The organism is Sorangium sp. So ce145 (assembly GCF_051525985.1).
Classification (GTDB): domain Bacteria; phylum Myxococcota_A; class Polyangia; order Polyangiales; family Polyangiaceae; genus Sorangium; species Sorangium cellulosum_B.
Window position 1 is genome coordinate 5,162,613 of the sequence record NZ_CP150315.1, and the last position, 20,261, is coordinate 5,182,873.

At 71.9% G+C, this 20,261-nt stretch carries 19 protein-coding genes; 8 read left to right on the top strand and 11 right to left on the bottom strand.

All coding sequences use genetic code 11. The features are described 5' to 3' along the window. Positions 1-18: 18 nt before the first annotated feature. Positions 19-957 carry a DMT family transporter gene (locus WMF34_RS19085; RefSeq protein WP_080598922.1) on the bottom strand — a complete coding sequence of 313 codons (939 nt, stop codon included), beginning with the start codon at positions 955-957 and terminating at the stop codon, positions 19-21. A gap of 289 nt (positions 958-1,246) precedes the next feature. Here WMF34_RS19085 and WMF34_RS19090 point away from each other — a divergent pair, with 289 nt between their 5' ends. Further along, on the top strand, positions 1,247-2,137 hold the full coding sequence (locus WMF34_RS19090; protein WP_012236325.1) for an MlaE family ABC transporter permease: 891 nt from the start codon (positions 1,247-1,249) through the stop codon (positions 2,135-2,137). A gap of 15 nt (positions 2,138-2,152) precedes the next feature. Beyond that, the gene (locus WMF34_RS19095) at positions 2,153-3,010 is read left to right on the top strand and encodes an MlaE family ABC transporter permease (protein WP_012236326.1); all 858 of its coding nucleotides are present in this window, start codon (positions 2,153-2,155) and stop codon (positions 3,008-3,010) included. 31 nt (positions 3,011-3,041) lie between these two features. Here WMF34_RS19095 and WMF34_RS19100 read toward each other — a convergent pair whose 3' ends face one another. Continuing rightward, positions 3,042-3,782 carry an ABC transporter ATP-binding protein gene (locus WMF34_RS19100; protein WP_272099386.1) on the bottom strand — a complete coding sequence of 247 codons (741 nt, stop codon included), beginning with the start codon at positions 3,780-3,782 and terminating at the stop codon, positions 3,042-3,044. 185 nt (positions 3,783-3,967) lie between these two features. Here WMF34_RS19100 and WMF34_RS19105 point away from each other — a divergent pair, with 185 nt between their 5' ends. Continuing rightward, positions 3,968-4,990 carry an MlaD family protein gene (locus WMF34_RS19105; protein ID WP_012236328.1) on the top strand — a complete coding sequence of 341 codons (1,023 nt, stop codon included), beginning with the start codon at positions 3,968-3,970 and terminating at the stop codon, positions 4,988-4,990. A 121-nt stretch (positions 4,991-5,111) separates the two neighbouring features. On the opposite strand, the gene WMF34_RS19110 is transcribed toward WMF34_RS19105, so the two are convergent. Then, complete coding sequence (locus tag WMF34_RS19110) at positions 5,112-5,327, bottom strand: acetyl-CoA carboxylase biotin carboxyl carrier protein subunit (RefSeq protein WP_012236329.1); 216 nt, start codon at positions 5,325-5,327, stop codon at positions 5,112-5,114. Between the two features lie 574 nt (positions 5,328-5,901). Here WMF34_RS19110 and WMF34_RS19115 point away from each other — a divergent pair. The 3 genes from WMF34_RS19115 to WMF34_RS19125 are packed head-to-tail and all read left to right on the top strand — an operon-like array spanning position 5,902 to position 8,211. Then, the gene (locus tag WMF34_RS19115) at positions 5,902-6,666 is read left to right on the top strand and encodes a hypothetical protein (protein ID WP_012236330.1); all 765 of its coding nucleotides are present in this window, start codon (positions 5,902-5,904) and stop codon (positions 6,664-6,666) included. A gap of 19 nt (positions 6,667-6,685) precedes the next feature. After that, a complete protein-coding gene (gene pyrF, locus WMF34_RS19120; protein ID WP_437994130.1) occupies positions 6,686-7,468 on the top strand; it encodes an orotidine-5'-phosphate decarboxylase in 783 nt (260 codons plus the stop codon). Beyond that, positions 7,465-8,211 (top strand): TrmH family RNA methyltransferase, encoded by a 747-nt coding sequence (locus WMF34_RS19125; RefSeq protein WP_437994131.1) that lies wholly within the window; start codon positions 7,465-7,467, stop codon positions 8,209-8,211. The genes pyrF and WMF34_RS19125 overlap by 4 nt, the downstream gene beginning before the upstream one ends. Positions 8,212-8,687: 476 nt before the next feature. Here the strand turns inward: WMF34_RS19125 and WMF34_RS19130 are convergent, their stop codons facing one another. Further along, positions 8,688-9,860 carry a cysteine desulfurase family protein gene (locus WMF34_RS19130; RefSeq protein WP_437994132.1) on the bottom strand — a complete coding sequence of 391 codons (1,173 nt, stop codon included), beginning with the start codon at positions 9,858-9,860 and terminating at the stop codon, positions 8,688-8,690. Continuing rightward, complete coding sequence (locus WMF34_RS19135; protein WP_044965245.1) at positions 9,860-11,134, bottom strand: hybrid sensor histidine kinase/response regulator; 1,275 nt, start codon at positions 11,132-11,134, stop codon at positions 9,860-9,862. The genes WMF34_RS19130 and WMF34_RS19135 overlap by 1 nt, the downstream gene beginning before the upstream one ends. Positions 11,135-11,590: 456 nt before the next feature. Here WMF34_RS19135 and lnt point away from each other — a divergent pair, with 456 nt between their 5' ends. Beyond that, a complete protein-coding gene (gene lnt / locus WMF34_RS19140; protein ID WP_437994133.1) occupies positions 11,591-13,306 on the top strand; it encodes an apolipoprotein N-acyltransferase in 1,716 nt (571 codons plus the stop codon). Between the two features lie 45 nt (positions 13,307-13,351). Here the strand turns inward: lnt and WMF34_RS19145 are convergent, their stop codons facing one another. The 5 genes from WMF34_RS19145 to coaE form a co-directional block, all read right to left on the bottom strand. Beyond that, positions 13,352-13,654, bottom strand: a complete 303-nt coding sequence (locus WMF34_RS19145) for a type II toxin-antitoxin system RelE/ParE family toxin (RefSeq protein WP_437994134.1) — start codon at positions 13,652-13,654, stop codon at positions 13,352-13,354. A 1-nt stretch (position 13,655) separates the two neighbouring features. After that, positions 13,656-13,883, bottom strand: a complete 228-nt coding sequence (locus WMF34_RS19150; protein WP_012236336.1) for an addiction module protein — start codon at positions 13,881-13,883, stop codon at positions 13,656-13,658. A gap of 268 nt (positions 13,884-14,151) precedes the next feature. After that, positions 14,152-14,802, bottom strand: a complete 651-nt coding sequence (locus tag WMF34_RS19155) for a DUF72 domain-containing protein (RefSeq protein WP_012236337.1) — start codon at positions 14,800-14,802, stop codon at positions 14,152-14,154. 127 nt (positions 14,803-14,929) lie between these two features. After that, on the bottom strand, positions 14,930-16,489 hold the full coding sequence (locus WMF34_RS19160) for a ribonuclease H-like domain-containing protein (protein WP_437994135.1): 1,560 nt from the start codon (positions 16,487-16,489) through the stop codon (positions 14,930-14,932). Between the two features lie 65 nt (positions 16,490-16,554). Beyond that, a complete protein-coding gene (gene coaE, locus WMF34_RS19165) occupies positions 16,555-17,205 on the bottom strand; it encodes a dephospho-CoA kinase (protein WP_012236339.1) in 651 nt (216 codons plus the stop codon). 296 nt (positions 17,206-17,501) lie between these two features. Here coaE and WMF34_RS19170 point away from each other — a divergent pair, with 296 nt between their 5' ends. Further along, on the top strand, positions 17,502-19,502 hold the full coding sequence (locus WMF34_RS19170) for a putative bifunctional diguanylate cyclase/phosphodiesterase (protein WP_437994136.1): 2,001 nt from the start codon (positions 17,502-17,504) through the stop codon (positions 19,500-19,502). A 54-nt stretch (positions 19,503-19,556) separates the two neighbouring features. Here WMF34_RS19170 and WMF34_RS19175 read toward each other — a convergent pair whose 3' ends face one another. Continuing rightward, complete coding sequence (locus tag WMF34_RS19175; RefSeq protein ID WP_437994137.1) at positions 19,557-20,240, bottom strand: cysteine hydrolase family protein; 684 nt, start codon at positions 20,238-20,240, stop codon at positions 19,557-19,559. Between the last annotated feature and the right edge of the window lie 21 nt (positions 20,241-20,261).

A 20,261-nucleotide genomic window follows, 5' to 3' on the forward strand; every position in this document is an offset into this window, starting at 1 on the left:
CCCGAGCGGGGCGCAGGTTCACTTCGACTTGCCGAGCCAGCTCACCCCGCCCACGACCAGCGTGAGCCCGACGACCTGCTGCCACGTGGCCGGCTCGCCCAGGATGACCCACGAGAACGCGATCGTGAGCACCGGGCCCAGCGTCGAGAACGTCGCCGCGCGGCCCGCGCCGAGCCGCCGGATGGCGGCGGCGAGGAGCACGATGGGGAGCACCGTGCTGATCGTCGCCATCGCCGCCGCGTACCCCCACACCGACGCCGGGAGCTCGCCCAGCCTGACCGGGCTCCCCGCCGCCGCGTAGTGCGCGAGCACCATCAGGCACGAGGCCGCCCCGCAGTACGCGGCGAGGCGCGTGGAGCCGACCCTGGAGGCGAGCTTGCCGACGCCGATGTAGTAGAGCGCGTAGGTCACCGAGCTCGCGAACACCCACGCTCCGCCGATGGCGACGGCCCGCGCGTCCCCGGATTGCTCGAGATCGTGCCAGACGGCCGCCCCGAGCCCGAGATAACACACGGCGAGCGCTCCCCAGGCCTTGCCGCGCACTGGCTGCTTCAGCCACGCCGCGCCGATCAGGAGGACGAGCGTCGGATACACGAACAGGATCAGCCGCTCGAGGCCGGTGCTGATGTACGTGAGCCCGATGAAGTCGAACAGGCTGGAGAGGTAATATCCGAGGAACCCGACGATCAGCACACCTCCCCAGAGGCCAGGCGTCAGGGGCCCTTCGGCAGCGCCGCGCTCCCTCCGGGCGAGCCACAGGAAGAACGGCAGCGCGATGCCCATCCGCAGCGCGAGCAGCGTCACCGCGTCGACGGGGTGCGCGGCGTAGGCGAGCTTCACGAAGATCGCCTTGAGCGCGAACGTCGCCGCCGAGAGGACGGCGAACGTCCGGCCGTCGTCGAGGAGGCCAGTCCGGATCTCGCCCGTCAGCGCGCCCACGCCCTCATGAGGGGACATCACCTCTGCTTCTCTGCTCTTCACCAGGCTCGCTCCACCAGGGGACCGGACACCGTCGCCGACAGCCCGCCTCCGGGCCGGCGCGCTCCTCCGGCGGGAGGCGCGCCGGCATTGCGCGCAGGAGCGCGCGTTTGCCACCGCACGAGGCTGCCTCGAAGGAGGCGGGCACATTTCAGGTAGAGGACGATCTCCTGTTTGGGTAGCGGTCTCGACCTCTCCGGCGCCGGCCTCTCGGGACGCCAGATCGCGCCGCGCTCCCCGGGAGCCTTGGGCTAAGCTCCCGTCTCCCATGACGTCTCCTGCTGGCCCAGGCACCGCCGCGCGCGCTCACGGCGGCGGCGCGCTCGCCTCGTCCGGCGCGCCGCCCGCGCCGCCCGTGAAGCGGCCGCGCGCGCCGATCGCGCAGGAGCCCTCCGGGGTCCACCAGCTCGGCGGCTCGTTCCTGCAGATCGCCGCCACGGTGGGCGGCATGGCCGTGCTCGCGGGCAAGATCGCGGCGCGCGTGGCCACGCTCCGCGTCGACGGCGCCGAGTTCATGCGCAACCTCTACCGGATGGGCGTCAAGTCGATGCCCATCGTCGTCGTGACCGCCCTCTTCACCGGCGCGATCATGGTCATCCAGGCGGCGCCGCTGGTCGAGCGCTTCGGCGCGCACGGCCTGCTCGGCTGGGGCGCCGGCTTCGGCACGCTCCGCGAGATCGCCCCGCTGCTCACGGCGCTCATGATCAACGGCCGCGTCGGCGCCAACAACACCGCCGAGCTCGGCACCATGGTCGTCACCGAGCAGATCGACGCCCTCCGCGTCCTCGCGATCGACCCGGTGAGCTTCCTCATCGCCCCGCGCTTCCTCGCGATGGTGCTGACGCTGCTCCTCTCGGTGATCTTCGCCGACGCGCTCGCCCTGCTCGGCGCCGCGCTGACCGGCGACCTCCTCCTCGGCGTCGCCCCGGCCGTCTTCTACAACGGCCTCACGAGCGGGCTGCTCGACATCGGCGACGTCATGAGCGGCCTCGTCAAGAGCGTCGTCTTCGGCGTCGTGCTCGCGCTCTCGAGCTGCCAGTACGGCCTCGGCGTGACCGGCGGCGCGCCCGGCGTCGGCCGCGCCGTCAACGCGACCGTCGTCGCCTCGGCCGCCGGCATCTTCATCCTCGACTACTTCGTCTCCTTCACGCTCGACTGATCGGCGGCGCCGCGCATGCCCTCCCCGGACAAGAGCTCCTCCGACCGCCCGAGCGCCGGCCCGCCCTCGAGCGAGCTCAGGGATCTCGCGCCGGAGGCGTCCGGCGTCGCCGCGATCGGCGCCGCCGCGCTGTCCCTCTTCCAGTCGGCGCGCGAGCTCTACTCGGTATTTGTAAGGACGCTTTACTACTGCGCGAAGGGGCGCCGCGAGCCGGGCGCGGTGCTCCAACAGATGTACGAGATCGGCAACAAATCGCTGTTCTTCCTGACGGTCGTGATGGGCTTCATCGGGATGATCATGGTCTTCCAGGCCGGCCAGCAGGCGAAGCGGGTCATCCCGGATCTGACCATGCTCGGCGCGACGTACCTCGAGCTGCTCGTCCGCGATCTCGCCGCGTCGATCGCCGCGCTGATGCTCGCCACGCGGGTCGGCGCGGGCATCGCCGCCGAGATCGGCTCGATGGTGGTGACCGAGCAGGTCGACGCGCTCCGCATGTGCGCGGCCGATCCGATCGACTACCTCATCAAGCCGCGGTTCATCGCGAGCCTCCTCATGACGACGTGCCTCATCGTCTGGAGCGCCGCGGTCTCCTTCACCACCGGGATGGTCACCGCGTACAGCATGTTCGATGTCAGCCCCGAGACGTTCATGAACGTCAGCCTCGTCGACGCGGGTGATCTCGCGACCGGCCTCGCGAAGTGCGTGGCCTACGGCGCCGCGATCCCGGTGGTCTCCGGCCACTCCGGGCTGTCGACCTTCGGCGGCAGCGAGGGCGTGGGCTGGGCGACGACGCGCGCGGTCGTGAACTCCTCGCTCGCGGTCATCGTGCTCAACATGCTGATCTCGGCGGCCGCTTTCCTGATCTTCCGCTAGGCGGTCGGCGCCGCCGCGCCGCGCCGACGCCTCACTCGATCGGCCCCTCGGCGCTGCCGGTGATGAACTGCTGCACGACCGGATCCGGCGAGCCCTGGAACGCCGCGCGATCCCCGAGCAGGCGCACCAGGCCTTGATAGAGCATGACGATGCGGTCGGCGATCGTGAAGATGCTCACGAGGTCGTGGCTCACGACGATGCTCGTCACGCCGAGCGTGTCGCTGAGCTCGCGGATCAGCTTGTCGACGCGCCGCGCGCTCACCGGGTCGAGGCTCGTGGTCGGCTCGTCGAAGAGCACGTAGCGCGGGTCGAGCGTGAGCGCGCGGGCGATGGCGACGCGCTTGCGCATCCCGTCGCCGAGCTCCGGCGGGAAGCGGTCCCCGAACTCGCGCATATGCACCTGCTCGAGCCGCCGCCGCGCCTCCGCGAGCGCCTCCTTCGGCCTGAGCCCCTTGTGCTTGCGGAGCGGGAGCGCGACGTTCTCGGCGCACGTCATCGAGTCGAACAGCGTCGAGTGCTGGAACACCATCGCGCACTTCATCCTCACCGGGTACATCCGGGCCTCGTCGAAGCGGCTCACCTCCTCTCCGTCCAGCCAGATCTCCCCGCCGTCCGGATAGAGCAACCCCACGAGGTGCTTGATGAGCACGCTCTTCCCGACCCCCGACTGCCCGATGATGAAGAACACCTCGCCGTCCTCGACGTCGAACGAGACATCCTTGAGGACATCTTTGGGGCCAAAGGATTTTCGGACATTTCGGAACGAAATCATCGGGACCTGGCAATTCCGGGAAGACACGAGAGAAGAAGCGAGAGAAGAAGCGAGAAGCGCGGTTGCGTCAAAGCAATGGCTGCGCGAAGCGTCACGCCGCCCGCTGGAATATCGCGCTGCGGCAGGTAGATCCTGGCCTATTTCCCTCCCCCGGCCGCCGCCAGATCGGAGAAGATAACGAACTCATGGCAAGCCCGCGATCGATCGAGGTCAAGGTCGGGATCCTCATCCTGACGGCGCTCGGGCTCCTCGCCACGTTCATCCTCGTGATGGGCGGGGTCAACTTCCAGCCGAAGTACTCGATCTACGTCGACTTCGACAACCCGGGCGGCCTCCAGACCGGGGCGCCGGTGAAGATCGCCGGCGTGGAGATCGGCAAGCTGAGCGAGATCCACTTCAGCGGCGGCAAGCTCGGCAAGGACGGCAAGCGCGAGCCGCTCGTGCGGATCCAGCTGCGCCTCGAGGAACGCTACCAGCAGAGCATCCACGACAACGCCACGTTCTACGTCACCACGCAGGGCGTGCTCGGCGAGCAGTTCCTCGCGATCGAGCCCGGCTCGACCGATCGGCCGGTGATCCCGCCGAACGCCGTCGTCCGGGGGCTCGATCCGCCGCGCCTCGACATGCTGCTCGCCGAGGGCTACGAGCTCCTGCACGCGACGGTCTCGGCGATGCGCGAGCACCGCGAAGAGGTCGGGGAGGCGTTCGACGGGCTCCGGAAGACGCTGAAGGGCACCGGCGAGTTCATGCACCGAAACCAGGATCGGCTCGATCGCATCGCCGAGAACGTCGAGCAGATGAGCGTCGACGGCACCGATCTCGTGAAGGACGCCCGGCAGCGGTACGTGAACAACCCGCAGATCGACCGCATCCTCGCGAACACCGATCAGCTGACAGGGACGGCCGCGCGCGATCTACCGCCGCTCATGGCGGACGCGCGCGAGACGCTGGCGAACGCGCGCCGCCTCTCGACGACCGTGGGCGGCGAGACCGAGCAGGTCAAGATCAGGAAGACGCTCGACGACATCGCCGAGATCGCGGGCAGGGCGAGGGCTGCAACCGCCGACGCCCAGGAGGTCCTCGCCCACGTGAAGCGCGGCAAGGGGACGGTCGGCGCGCTCGTGATGGATGAGCAGCTGTTCGACGACCTGCAGGAGCTCGCGCGAGACCTCAAGCACAACCCCTGGAAGTTCTTCTGGCGCGAGTGAGCGGCGCCGCGCGCGTCCCGCGAGGGCGCGCGACCGCGCCCCGCGCGCCGGGCCGATGACCCGGGCGTGAGCGCGATGTACGTCCGTGGGCCGTCGGGTCCCCGCCGGCCCTGACGGCCGCTCAGGCCAGCTTGACCAGCGGGGCGCCTTCCGTGACGGCGGCCCCCTCGGTGACGAGGATCTCCTCGACCGTCCCCGCTTCCTCGGCCTCGACGGGCATCTCCATCTTCATGGACTCGAGGATGACGACGACGGTCCCCTCTTCGACCTCGTCGCCCGGCTTGACCTCGATCTTCCAGACCGTACCGGTGATGTGCGCCTTGATGACGTTCGCCATGGGCGCGCGACGCTACCGGAGAGCCACCGAGAATCCAACGGGGCCGTGGTGAGCGACGGGTGCCAGCCCTCGGGCGGCCCCTTCTCCGTCATGCCCTGGGCGCCCGCCGCGACGGACCAGCTCGTCCGGCGACGGCGCAGGCGCGCGCTGACAACCGGGGAGAACGGAGGTGAATCAAGGAGGGCCAAGGAGGACCAAGGCGGACCAAGGCGGACCAAGGCGGACCAAGGCGGACCAAGGAGAACCGAGGGCACGCGAGCCGACCGAGGTGACCGAGAGGGCGAGAGGGCCGAGGTGACCGAGGTGACCGAGGTGAACACGTGGAGGCGAGGTGGAAGGGACGGAGCGCAACGATTTCCGCTGGTACCTGCGGTGCACCACGGCGATACTCTGGCTGGCGGCTCCGCGGCGCCTCGACATCACGAGGGCCGTGGCGTTCGCGAATAATTGCGTCAAAGCCGCTCTGCGGGTCAGAATCGTCCTGCTCGGTGGCCCTCCGAGGGCGACCTGCAGGTCCCCGCACCGCCCCTTGGTAGCCCAACCGCACGCGCTCGATCGAAGGAGCCACGAGGTCATGTCGGAACAGAAGGAAAGCTCGGTCCTGTTCTCGCTCAAGGAGCTGATGAACCTCGAGGAGGATCGCATCAAGAGCGAAGAGGCCCAGAAGGCCGCCGCCGCCGCCGCCGCCGAGAAGGCGCGCGTCGAGGCCGAGCGCGCCGCGCGCGATGCCGAGGAGCAGCGCATCCGCACCGAGGAGGAGCGCCGTCGCAACGAGGAGCGCCGGTCCCGCGAGGAGGCGGCGCGGCTCGAGGCGATCCGGCAGGCTGAGATCGAGAAGGCGCGCGTCGAGGCCGAGCAGAAGGCGCGGCTCGAGGCGATGGCCGCGCAGCAGCACCACGAGCGTTCGCTCGCGGCGCTGCAGCAGGACGAGTCGAAGAAGAAGCTGCGCAAGCTCCTCATCGGCGGCGCCATCGCCAGCGTGCTGGTGATCGGCATCGTCACCGTCGTCGCCGTCGACTCGGCGCAGAAGAACGAGGCGCGCATCCAGGCCGAGGCCGCGAGAGCCCGCGAGCTCGAAGAGGCGAACAAGCGCCTCGAGGCGCAGTTCAAGGAGTCCGAGGGCAAGATGGCCGGGCTGCGCGATCAGCTCGCGACCGCCAAGGACGAGGCGACGCGCCTCGCCCTGCAGAAGCAGCTCGAGGCCGAGCAGCAGAAGCAGGAGCAGCTGCGCCGCGGCGGCGGCGGACGCCCGGCCGCGGGCGGCGCGCCGGCGAGCGGCGGCGGCGCCAAGGCGCCCTGCAACTGCGCCCCTGGCGATCCGCTCTGCAGCTGCCTCTGACGCGGAACGGGGTCCCTGCATGGCGAACCACAGCTCCGTGAGGCAGAGAACGAGCCTCGGCGGCGGCTCGCTCGACGAGGCGCGCCGCAGGCTCGTCTTCCCGCTCGACTACGCGAACCTCGACGAGGCCAGGGCGGCGGCGACCCGCATCGCCCCCTCGATCGGCGTCCTCAAGGTCGGCCTGGAGCTGTTCGTCCGCGAGGGGCCGCGGGCGGTCGAGATCGGCAAGTCGCTCGGGCTCGATGTCTTCCTCGATCTGAAGCTGCACGACATCCCCGAGACGGTGGCGCGGGCCGTGGCGGGCGCCGCCGCGCTCGGGGTCCGGTACCTGACGGTGCATGCGGCCGGCGGCACCGAGATGCTGAGGCGCGCGGCCAACGAGGCGGCGCGCTCCCAGGACATGATCCTGCTCGCCGTCACCGTGCTCACGTCGCTCGACGACGGCGATCTCGCCGCGCAGGGCGTGCAGGGGAGCGCGTCCGAGCACGTGGTTCGGCTGGCGCAGCTCGCGCGCAGCGCCGGCGTCCACGGGTTCGTCGCCTCGCCGCACGAGGTCCCCGCGCTGCGGGAAGCGCTCGGGCGGGGCGAGCTCATCGTGACGCCGGGTATCCGCCTCGGTCCAGGCGCAGGCGGCGCACAAGGCGAGGATCAGAAGCGCATCGCCACGCCCTCGGCCGCGATCTCGGCCGGCGCAGATCTCCTCGTGGTCGGCCGGCCGATCCGCGACGCGGCCGATCCGCTCGCCACGGCGCGCTCGATCGTCCAGGAGATCGCGCACACGCTCCACCCTCCGCGCCCGTGAGCCGCCTCGTCTACGGTCTCCAGCCGGTTCGAGAGGCGATCCGCGCGCACGGCGCGCGCGTCGGATGGGTCCTCGTCCAGCGCGACGGCGGCCCGAAGCTCGACGCGCTCGCGCGCCTCGCGGAGGGCCAGGGCATCCCGACCGAGCGCGCGCCCCGCAACGAGCTCGATCGCCGCAGCGCCGGCGGGCGCCACCAGGGGGCCGTGGCCTCGGCGCCCGAGCTCCGGATCGTCGGGGTCGACGAGATCCCGGTCGTCGAGGAGGGCCAGCCCGGCGCCGGCACGATCACGGTTGCGCTCGACGGTGTGATGGACCCGCAGAACTTCGGCGCGGTGATCCGCAGCGCCGTCGCCCTGGGCGCCCGGGCCATCCTGTGGCCCGAGCACAGCTCGGCGCCGCTCACCCCGGCGACCTTCCGGGCGTCCGCGGGCGCGATCGAGCACGCGAGGCTGTGCCGCGTCCCCTCCTTGCCCGACGCCCTCGAGGCGCTCGCCGCCCGAGGCGTCGCCGCGATAGCGCTCGACGCCCAGGGTCCGGTGGAGCTCGGCGAGCTGCCCCTGACCGGCCCTGTCGCGATCGTCATCGGCGCCGAGGACAAGGGCACGCGCCGCTCGGTCCGCCGCGTCTGCCAGCACGTCGCCCGGCTCCCCATGACCGGCCCCATCTCCTCGCTGAACGCCTCGGTCGCAGGGGCGATCGCGCTCTACGAAGTCGTCCGGCAGCGGCGCGCATCGCGCGCGTAGCCGGACAGCGCGCTCGGCCGCTCGCGGCGCGCCTCCATGTCCCGGTAACGAGCACGCTCGCGCGCCGCGACGTGGCCTGGCAGCACCGCCGCACGTCGAGCGCGAGCTCATCCGAGAGCTGGCCTGGACGGCCCTCGATCGATGCGTCCGGAGCCGGCGTGATCGCGCGCCGCGAGGTCGCCGGGCAGCGCCGCAGGTCGACTCCCTACATCAAGAAAATTGACAATAAATTCGAATGGATACAAGCAAAACCTGAAGCGAAGTCGAGCACCTCGTCGAACGCTGAACAGGCTCACAGCGAGACGACCGAATCGATCCATTCAATGGATCGACCGAAAGAATCCACAGCCCCCTCAAAAAGCTCAATCGCTACGAAGAGATACCCCTGTGGACTCATCCTTCTCTGCGCGCTTATCCGGAATGGCTCGAGGGATGGTTCAAGAATCGACGGGTTCCCGGTAAGCGACGGGATCGGCTCAGCTTCCGGCTCGAAGCGATCGCAGGCGGGAGAGCACGCGGGCCACGCGGCGCGCGGCCTCGACGAGGTCGGCCTCGGCCGTGTCCTCGCCGATCGAGAAGCGCACGGCCGACGCCGCGCGCTCTGGCCCGAGCATCGCCGTGAGGACCGGGGAAGGCTCGGCGGTCCCGGCGCTGCAGGCCGATCCGCTCGACACGGCGACCCCCTCCAGGTCGAGCGCGGCGCAGAGCTCGTCGCCGCGCCAGCCGGGCCAGGAGAGGTTCGTGATGTGGGGGGCGCGATCGCCGTCCCCGTTGCGGATCGGCGCGGCGCCGGCCGCGCGCCCGATCTCGACGAGCTCGGCCTCGAGGCGATCGCGGAGCGGGGCGAGCGCTGCGTAGCGGGCAGGACCGCCGATCGCGCGCCGGGCGGCCACGGCGAAGCCGGCCGCGGCGAGCGGGTCCTGCGTCCCGGGCCGCAGCCCGCGCTCCTGGGCGCCTCCGAGCAGGACGGGCCGGAGCCGGATGCCAGGCCGGACCGCGAGGGCGCCGATCCCCTTCGGCCCGCGGATCTTGTGGGCCGCGATCGACGCGAGATCCGCCCCGGCCCACGCCTCCGGCGGGAGGCGTCCCACCGCCTGGACGGCGTCCACATGGAGGCGCGCCCCGCGGGCGTGGACGATCGCAGCCGCCTCGGCGATCGGCTGGACGACCCCCGTCTCGTGGTTCACCGCCTGGAGGCTCACGAGCCGCACGGGCGCGACGGCCGCCGCTCGATCCACGGCGGCCGCGATCGCCTCCGGCGCGACGCGGCCGGACGGCTCGGGCTCGATCCACGCGACGTGCACGCCGCGGCCGGCGAGCGCCTCGGCGGCGCGGGTCACCGACGGGTGCTCGATCCGCGAGACGACGAGCGCCCCGGATCGCTCGTCGAACGCGTGGCAGAGCGCGAGGTTGTTGGCCTCGGTGCCGCCCGAGGTGAGGATCACGTCGCGCGCGTCGAAGCCCGTCAGCCGGGCGACCGCCTCCCGCGCCTGCTCGATGAACGCGCGCGCCCGACGCCCGGGTCCGTGGACGCTCGCGGGGTTGGCCCAGGCCACCTCGGCCGCTGACTGCATCGCCGCCAGGACCTCGGGGTGCGGCGGCGTCGTGGCGTTCCAGTCGAGGTAGATGGCGCGAGCGGCCGGGTGCATCAGATGGACGACGAGGGATCGGTGGGAGGCGACGAGGGCGGGCCGAGCCGCCCGGGGGAGCTGCCATCGTCCTGGAAGGGCGCACGCCGGGCGACCGTCAGGTAGAACGCGGCCCCGGTCAGCGTCTCCCCCTCGATGATCTCGTTGCTGGGAGACGCGACGCGCACGTCGCCGCCGAGCCCCCGGGCGGTGCGCCGCGCGATCGCGAGCCCGACGCCGACGCCGCCGTAGGCGCGCGTGGCCGAGCCGTCGACCTGGTAGAACGGCTCGAAGATGCGCGACTGGCGGTCCGCCTTGACCCCGGGCCCGCTGTCGGCGACGCAGAGCTCGTAGTGCCCGGACTGGAGCACGGTGACCCGCACGCCCGCGGTGCCGCCGGCCGGCGTGAACTTCGCCGCGTTCTCGAACAGCTGGATCATCGCCCGCTGCAGGCGGCCTGCGTCGCCCCACGCGGGGAGCGGGCCGCGCGGCAGATCCTCGACGAGCTGGACCTTCCCCTCGGCGAAGCGGTCGGCGACCTGGGCGAGGGCGCGCCGCGTGGTGTCGAGGAAATCGTACTCGGAGTGCATGAAGCGCATCCGGCCCGTCTCGATGCCGGTGACGTCGAGGAGGTTGTCGATGAGCGAGCGGAGCCTGCGGACGCAGTCCTCCATCGCGAGCAGCGCCTTCTTCTGCGCCTTGTTGAGCGGGCCGAGCTCCTCGTCGGCGAGCAGCTTCACGTACCCGACGATCGGGGTCATCGGGGTCGCCAGCTCGTGGGAGATGTTGCGGTAGAACTCGGTGCGCGCGGCGTCGAGCTCGCGGAGCCGGGCGTTGGCGCGCGAGAGCTCGGCCACCTTCTGCTCCAGGTGGGCGACGATGCGCTGGCTCTGCTCGCGCAGCCGGAGCGGCCCCTGGGACGCGGGGAGCTCCTCGCGCGCGCCGCTGAGGTAGCGGGCGATGATCGACGGGAAGGAGCGCGCGTCGATCGGCTTCTGGAGGAAGCCGTCGCAGCCGACGGCGAGGCTCGTATCCCGGTCGCCCTCCGCGGTGATCGCCACGATGGGGACGCCGGCGAGCGACGCCTCGCCGCGCAGGCGCAGGGTGACCTCGAACCCATCGAGGCCCGGGATGTTCAGGTCGACGAGGACGAGGTCGGGGTGCTGCGTACAGGCGAGACGTACCCCTTCGAGCCCGTCGGCGGCCTCTAGGACCTCGTAGCCCGCGTTCTGGAGCAGCTTGCGGACGAGCAGGCGGTTCGCGGGATCGTCCTCGATGTGAAGGATCTTCGACATGGGCTCTGCGTGCGCATAGTAGTCGCGATCGTGGGGGATCAGGCACGTTCTGCGCGAACTTCCACTGCCTGGCCAGGCTGCGCGGGCGTGCCCAGCGCCGGGGTCGTCCGCTCGGAGCGCTCGTTTGCGGTGCGGGTTGCCTGGCTCGCGCCGAGCGGGTTGCCTGGCTCGCGCCGAGCGGGTTGCCTGGCTCGCGCCGAGCGGGTTGCCTGGCTCGCGCCGAGCGGGTTGCCTGGCTCGCGCCGAGCGGGTTGCCTGGCTCGCGCCGAGCGGGTTGCCTGGCTCGCGCCGAGCGGGTTGCCTGGCTCGCGCCGAGCGGGTTGCCTGGCTCGCGCCGAGCGGGTTGACGGAGCGACAGCGTCCCTTCAATACGGGGGCCGCCATGCTCGGCCCTTCCAGGTTCCACCGCGCCGCCGTCACGACGGCGCGCTGCCTTCCCTTCCTCGGGCGCTCCCGATGACGACCGCGCACCAGCAAGAGAGCGAGGCTGCCGTCGCAGGCGCCGGGGGTGGAGAGACCGCCAGCCTCCCGCTGCCGGACGCGCCGCGCAGCGCGGGCGACCCCACGGCGAGCGCGGGAAGAGCAGCGGGCGCGCTGCCCGCGCGCCTCGCCTGTGCGCTCGCGGCCCTCAGCGGGCTCTTCTACTTTCTCGGGTTTCCTGGGATGGATCTCTGGCCGATCTCGTTCTTCGGCCTCGTCCCGCTGATCGTCGCGCTGCGCGGACAGACGCCCAGGCGCGCGGCGCTGCTCGGCTGGATCGCCGGCTTCGTCATGACGATGACCGGCTTCTACTGGCTGCTCGAGATGCTGCGCGTGTTCAGCGGATTCCCCACGATCCTCTGCGCGCTCTTCATGGCCATCCTCTGCGGCTACCAGGCCGGGAGGATCGCCCTGTGCGGGTGGCTCCACGGGCGGGCCGAGGCGCGCGGATGGCCAGGCTCGGTGGCCTTCGCGCTCGCGTTCGTGACGAGCGAGCTCGTCTTTCCGCTCCTCTTCCCCTGGTACTACGGCGCATCGGTCCACAACGCGCCGGTGATGGGCCAGGTCGCGGATCTCGGCGGCCCCTACCTCGTCGGCCTGGTGCTGGTCACCGCGAACCTCGCGATCGCCGAGCTCGTGACGCACCGGCTGGATCGCGCGAGCCCCGCGCCGGGCGAAGCCGGCCGCGACGCCGGCCCGCCGCGACGCGGTCGCCCGCTGAACCGCGCGGTCGTCGCGGTGGGGATCGCCGCCCCCGCCCTCGCCGCCGTGTATGGCGTCCTCCGGATCCGCGCCGTGGACGCGGCCGCCGCCGCGGCCGAGCCGATCAAGATCGGGATCGTCCAGCCGAACCTCGCGCTCTTCGACCGGCGGAACGCCCACAAGATCCACGTGAGCCGGACCCGGGAGCTCGCGCAGCAGGGCGCGGAGCTCGTCGTGTGGAGCGAGGCGGGCGTGCCGCAAGCGTTCCGCGAATCGGCCTACCAGCGCGAGGTCCAGCGGTCGCTCACGGGCCGCCTCGGCGTCCCCACGGTGGTCGGCACGGTCATCCACCGGCTGCCGGCCGACCGGAACGAGCGCGGCGTGAGCTTCAACACCGCGCTCATGGCCGGCAAGGACGGCGAGATCCTCGGTCGATACGACAAGCAGTACCTGCTCGCGTTCGGCGAGTACCTCCCGTTCGGCGAGATGGTCCCGTACCTCTACAAGCTGTCGCCGAACTCGGGCCGCTTCAGCCCCGGCACGTCGCTCGCTCCGCTCGAGTGGGACGGCCACAGGCTCGCGACGATGATCTGCTACGAGGACATCCTGCCGCACTTCGTGAACAAGCTGGTCGCCCAGGGCGACCCCGACCTCCTCGTCAACCTCACGAACGACGCCTGGTTCGGCGACTCGACGGAGCCGTGGATCCACCTCGCGCTCGCGAAGATGCGCTCGATCGAGCACCGCCGCTACCTCGTGCGCGCGACGAACAGCGGCGTCTCCGCGATCGTCGACCCGGTCGGGCGGGTCGTCACGCAGAGCGACACGTTCAAGGAGCAATCGCTCCTCGGCGAGGCCCGGTTCATGCGCGCGCAGACCGTCTACGGGACCGTGAAGGACATCCCGTGGTACGTCGCCGCGGCCGCGAGCGCCGCCATGGCGCTGGTCACGCGACCGAAGCGCTGGCGGCTCGGGCGGGGCAAGGGCTGATCGGCGCGGCGCCGGGACGTCCTGCATCGCGGCCCTCGCACGAGCTCACGCGCCACGACCTCGCCAGTTCCCGGGGCGGCGACGGAGGTGCATGACTGCGAGCACGATGAGGCGATCGGGCTCGACGGCGTACAGCAGCCCGTAAGGAAATCGGTGGAGCAACATGCGCCGGATGCCGGGCTCGATCTCGAGGCCTTGCTCAGGTGCTTCGGCGATGCGGCTGAAGACCGTGAGCACCTGCGCCTCGAAGCGATCGGCGACCCTCGGGTCGCGCGCCGCGTACCAGAGGAACGCCTCACGGGCCTCGCGCTCTGCTTCGGTCGCGAGCACGACCGGACGGCGGGGCACCTCAACCTCGCGTGAAGATGCGACCGTGGGCCTCTTCCCAGGGCACGGGCTTGGAGCGCCCCGCCCGGATGTCGTCGAGGCGCTCCCGGGCCTCCTCGGCCCATGCGCGCTCGACCTCTTCCGGTGCCTCGTCGCCCACGCTCTCCAGCAGCCGCAGCGCCAGGACGCGCCGCTCGCTCTCGGGGAGCTTCATCGCCTCGTCGAGGATCTCTTCGGCCGGCAGACTCATGCTCCGCAGCGTAGCAGACCCGCCGGACGCGCGGCTCGGGCCAGCACCCGAGCGGGCGGGCGCCCCTGAGCAGGATCGTCAGGGAATTTGCCGGCACGGCGACCGGAGCAGTGCAAGGGCCGCTCAAGAAACAAGACCGGCGGTGCATGCGGTACGCCCACACGCGAGTGCACACCCTCCAGCCATCCAACGGCTCGGGGGCATGGCAGAGATGCTGGTTCGCGCGTGGACCTGCTGACGAGCGTCCCTTGCTCGCGGACGCGCAACCCTACAGCTTCATCGCCTTTTTGAAGCGCTTCGCGTCGGCGAACATGTCGACGTTCGTGAACACGTACGTCGCGTCGTCGTGCTTCGCGCCGCGCGCGATCTCCGCGAGCCGCTCGATCGCCGGATCCTCGTAGCGCGACTTGTGCCCCGCGGGACCGTGCAGGCGGTAGTAAGCCACCTTCAGCCGCGAGAGCCCCGCGTTCAGCGGATCGCGCGCGGCGAGCGCGCCGACCTCCTGGGTGAGCTCGTCGCACTCGTCCGGATCCCACCCCGGCGGAGGCTCGAAGACGACGCGCTCGAAGCGCTTCTTCACGTTGACGAGGAAGTCGCGCAGGATGGCCTTGTTCGCGCGCGTCGGCGTGAACTCCGGGGGGCCGACGAAGACGGCGAGCTTCGCCTCGAGCTCATCCGCGACCGCCTCGATGCTCTTGAGCGCCGTCTCGATGACCTTGCCGTCCCGAAACCCCTCCTGCCCGATCTCGCGCGGACCGAGCAGGGCGAAGCGAAAGCCGCCTGGAGCTTCGCGCCGCCAGCGCCGGATCGTTCCAGGTCCCGGGAGGGACACATGGGTCTCCTGCACCTCCACGAACATGAACTCGCGGAAATAGCGCGTCGCTGGGACGGGAAAACCGGCGCAGCCGACGGTGATCATCGCCCCCACCCTAGCCCACGCACGCGCTGGCGAGAAGCCAGACCGATGGATTTCTCGATCGGCTCGCCTGGGCGCCCGAACGATGACGCGGGGGCGCGAGGACGTGGTGGACGCAGTGCATGCCCGCTCACTCCTCCCTCCCCCTCGCGTCCCCCTCGCGCCGCGGCGCCGCTGGCTCGGATGGCTCGGCGCACGGGCGCGCAGGAGCGCCGTCGACCGCGCCCGCGCCAGCGGCTTGCCCGAACGGCAGCGCGAGCGCCGCGGCGCTGCGATCGACCTTGCGCTGCAGGCGGGCCCGGCGGCGGGCCTGCGCGGGCTCGGGCTCCGCGGTGCCCTGGTCGGCCAGCTCGAGGGCGCGGGCGAAGGAGCGCACGTGGTGCTCGTAGAGCTTCGCGAGCTCGAGGCGCACCGAGGGATCGTCGATCTCGGCCGCGAGGGCCTCGTAGTCCGCGAGCGCCCGCGCCTTGTCCCCGCGCGCCTTCGCGATGTCGCCGCGCGCCCGCCGCGCGACCGCGCCGCCGCCGCGCTCGACGGCCGCGTCCGCGAGCTCGGCCGCGCGCTCGAGCGCGCCCGCCCGCCGCAGCGTCGCGGCCGCCCCGGCGAGATCGCCGGCGGCGAGGCTGCCGAGCGGCTCGCCGTAGAGGCCGACCAGCGCGACCATCGCCAGGACGTCGGCGGCGTTGTGCTCGACGACGCCGAGCAGCGCCTCCTCGTCGCCCGTGCGCAGGAAGTGGGCGTAGCACGCGACGATCTCGCCGCCGGGCACGTCCCCGACGCGCACCCGGCCGAGCACGTCGTGCTCGAGGGCGATGAGGGTGCGGCTCTTCAGGCGGGCCTTGTGGATGCGGCGCGCGACGTGGACGAGATCGAGGTGCGGCAGCTCGGGCGGCGGCGGCAGGCGGTTCATCACGTAGCGCGCGCGCAGGAGCGGCATGTCGAACGCCTTGCCGTTGTACGTGACGATCATCGAGGCGGCGGCGAGGCGCTCGGCGAGGCGGCGCAGGATGGGCTCCTCCTCGCCGAGGCGGCGCAGGAGGAGCTGCTCCATGACGAAGCCGTCGGACGAAGGCTCGCCGAGCGGCCCCGCGCTGTCCGCCCCGGGGTCGAACCAGGCGAGGCCGATCAGGAACGGCACGGTGCCCGTGCCGCCCGCGAGGCCCGTGGTCTCCGTATCGAGGAACAGCGCCCGCCGCACGTCGCAGCCGGCGAGCGCCGGATCGAGCGAGAGGAGCGCGAGCATGGCCGGGTCGGCGTCGCGCGCGGCGACGAGCGGCGCGCGGCCGACGCGGGCCGCCGCGAGCGAGCGGGTGCGGCTCGCATAGAGCGGCCCCCCGGGCGTCTGCTCGACATGGAAGGGGAGCTCGCCGCGCGCGGGATCGGCCCTGGGGGTCGGCGGCGCGCCCCGGGCGACGATGCGGGAGATGCGCTCGCGCAGATCGTCGAGCGACGGTCGAGCGACGCCCGTCGAGGGCGACGCGGACGCCGCGGCCGGCGCCACCGCGGCCGGCGCCGCGGCGGTCGGAGCCGGCGCCGCGGCCGCCGGTGCGGGAGGAGCTTCGGAGGGGCCGGCGCCGTCCACGGCGGGACCGCGATCGAGCGACGACTGCGCGAGCGCGAGCGGCGCTGGGCCGCGCCGCTCCGCCGGGAGCGGTCCGAGCCGCGCGAGCTTCGACTTGAACGACGTCATCGGCCGGTCGCGAGGTTTCCACGCCGGGCACTGCGCATCAAGTCAGTGGTCCAGCGGAGGCCGCGTCAGGGATCCTGGCCCGCTCCCTTCCGCGCGGCGCTGGGACCGACGCCGAGCTTCGCCCGGATCGCGGCGAGCACCTCGTCGGCTTGCCGCTCGGTCGCGGCGCGATCGCCGGAGTTCTCGATGACGTAGTCGGCCACCGCGACCTTGCTGGCGAGCGGGAGCTGCGCGGCGAGCCGGGCGCGCACGTGGTGTTCGGTCGCCCCGTCCCGCGCCATCGCGCGGGCGATCTGGACCGCCTCGGGCACAGCGACCACGACGAGCGGGCGGAACGCATCGGCGACCCCGTTCTCGACGAGGAGCGCCGCCTCGTAGCAGGCCAGCGGCTCGCCCTGCGCCTCCAGCTCGGCGGCGCGCTCCAGCGTGAGCGCCGTGATGCGCGGGTGCACGATCGCGTTCAGCTGGCGGCGCTTGTCCGGATCCGCGAACACCACCGCGGCGACGCGCGCGCGATCGAGCGAGCCGTCCGGCGAGACCACCTCCGGGCCCAGGGCGCGCACCACCTCGTCGAGCCCCTCGGTTCCCTTCGCCACCACCTCGCGGGCGAGCGCGTCGGCGTCGATGACCGGAAGCCCCCGCGCGCGAAAATGAGCCGCCACCGTGCTCTTGCCGGATCCCAGGCCGCCGGTGAGCCCGAACAGGACGATCCCCATGGCCGCCTCAGCCCCCTCCCTGGAGCGACCGACACGCCTCTCCGCTGCCTGATCTCGACCCAGCACCACAACGCATCGCGTCAAATCTACCCCTGTCGTCCCTGCGGTCGAGCGGGGCCGGCGCCGGAAGAAGGTGCGACCTGCGCCGGCGCCCACGTCTGCCCGGAGCGCCTGCTCGCCTCGTGACCATCACGACCCGAGCCTACCTCGAAGGGGGGTCTGCGACCGTCGAGTTTCCTCGCCGTCGGCGCTTAAGAAGTCCGCTTCTCCGGGAATGCAACTACCATAACGGGGTGGTGGCAAAGATCGATGACCGGCCGGAGTCGAGCCTGCACGCCGCGTTCGATCGCTCGGACGCGCACCGCGGCTTGCCGGACAAGCAGCTCGCGTCGTGGCTGTCCGAGCTCGACGTCGGCGTGATCGAAGTCGACGCCGAGCAGCGCGTGGTGCGCGTCAACGGGGCAGCGGAGCGGCTGACCGGCTGGTCGATCGTCGAGGCGCGCGGCGCGCTGCTCGATCGCGTGCTCCGGCTGATCCCGGCGGCGGGGACGACGAGCGGAGATCCGGACATCGACGTCGGAGAGATGACCGAGCTGTTCGACGAGGGCGCGCCGGCGAAGGCCGCCGCGCCGCCCGCGCTCACGCCGCGGCGCGAGCCGGTGGCGCCGCTCGCGCCGGTGATCATCGACGAGGGCGCGCTGCGCACGCCGGGCGCGCCGCTCGCGCCCGAGGCAGCCGCGGTGAGCAGACCGACGTCCGCGCGGTACACCGCGCTGCTCGAGCGCCGCGACGGCTCGGTCATCCCCGTCGTCCACACGATCGGCACGCTCACGGGGCGGCCCACGCGCGAGAGCCAGCGCGACTCGAGGCCGCCGCCCGCCCCCGGGCAGCTCATCCTCTTCCGCGAGCTCGGCGCGCCGGGGCCCTTGCCGATCCACCCGGCCAAGCCCCGCTACGACGCGCTGACGCGGCTCCTCGATCGGTACGCGATCATCGATCGCATCGAGGAGGCGCTGAACGACTGCAGGGCGAACAACACGCCGTACGCGCTCTGCTACATCGACCTGGATCGCTTCCGGCTCGTGAACGCCACGTGCGGGCACGAGGCGGGCGACGATCTGCTCCAGTGGGTCGCGACGCGCGTGCACGAGATCGTCGGCCCGAAGGACGCGGCCGGGCGGATCGGCGGCGACGAGTTCGTCCTCTTGCTCGCGGACAAGAACGAGCGAGAAGCGGAGCGGATCGCGCGCGACCTGCAGATCTGCCTGCTCGAGTTCCGGTTCGGGTGGGCGGAGAAGACGTTCTCGATCGGCGCGAGCATCGGGCTCGTCGTGCTGACCCCGCACTTCGAGCGGGCCGTCGACGTGCTCGGCGCCGCCGATCACGCGTGCCGCATCGCGAAGGAGAACGGGCGCGGGAGGCTGCAGGTCTACCTCGACGACCAGCAGATGACGACGAGCCGGCGCTCGATGCAGTGGGTCGCGAGCCTGCAGCGCCACCTCGCCGAGGGGCGGCTCCGGCTCTACTCGCAGGGCATCCACCCGCTCATCAAGCCGGGCGCGGCGCACACGCCCCGCGGCGCGCACTTCGAGGTCCTCGTGCGGCAGCTCGGCGAGGACGGCCGGTTCTACTCGCCGGTCGGCATCATCCAGGCGGCGGAGCAGAGCGGGCTGATCCACGTGATCGATCGCTACGTCGCGCGCCAGGCGTTCCGGCTCATCGGCGCGCTGCCGCAGCACGCGCTGAGGCGCCTCGACACGTGCTCGATCAACCTGTCGGGCGTCTCGCTGCTGCGCGAGGGCCTGCTCGACTTCCTCGTCGAGCAGCTGCACCGGGCGCAGGTGCCGCCGAGCAAGATCTGCTTCGAGATCACGGAGACGGCGGCGCTCGCCAACCTCGGCGAGGTGCTGTGGTTCATGCAGGAGCTCGGCGCCATGGGGTGCCGGTTCGCGATCGACGACTTCGGCAGCGGGCACGCGTCGTACGGCTACCTGGAGAGCCTGCCGGTCGACTACGTCAAGATCGACGGCATGTTCGTGCGCGATCTGAAGGACAACTCGCTCCACCGCGCGATCGTGGAGTCGGTGCACCGCATCGGCGACACGCTCGGCATCAAGACCGTCGCCGAGCAGGTGGAGAACCAGGAGATCGCCGATCTGCTCACGTCGATGGGCATCCACTACGCGCAGGGGTGGCACTTCGACAAGCCGCAGCCGCTCGTGGACCTCTGCGGGTCGCTGCGCGCCCAGGGCGAGCCGAGCATCCCGGACACGACCGGCTCGCCGGAAGGCCGCTGACGCGATCGCGGCGGGAGCCCGCCCGGGCTCGCCGCGCGATCCGCTGGATGCTCCCTAGAAAAGAAGCGCTGACGACGTCGTGAGCGTGACGCCGGCGGCCTGCATCTCGGCGAGCGCGGCGGCGACCCCGGCCTCGGTGATGCCGGCGACGGCGTCGGTCAGGAGCGCCGTGCTGTAGCCGCGCTGGGCGAGGCCGAGGGCGGCGGCGCGGACGCAGTAGTCGGTCGCCACGCCGTAGACCACGAGCTCCGGCGCGCCGCCGAGCGCCGCGGCGAGCTCGCGCAGGAACGCCTCGGCGAGCGGGTTCGCGAAGAGGCTGTAGACCTCCTTCTCGAAGTAGACGGCGTGGCTCTTGCCCGTCGCGAGCTCGCGCACCGCCGCGTCGATGGGCGCGCGCTCCACGTTGGGGAGGAAGCGGAAGCGCGGCGGCAGCGTCCCCTCGACCTTCAGCCAGCCCGGCGTCCCCTTCACGCAGTGGTCGGGGAAGCCCGGCTTGCCGCCCTCGGGGGCCGGCGTGTCGTTCGACGCGAACTCCCACGCGTCCCACGCGTGCGAGTCGACCGAGCCGACGATGGGGATCCCGTGCGTGACGGCGTGCTCGGTGAGCCGCCGAAACAGCGCGTTCGGCGAGCCCTTCACGTACAGCGCGCCGGTCTCCTCACAGAAGTCCCGCTGGACGTCGACGTCGACGAACACCCTCGGGGGCGATGGTTGTCGGGGCCATTTGCTGCTCGCCATGTCGTCGTCTCCTGTCGTGGG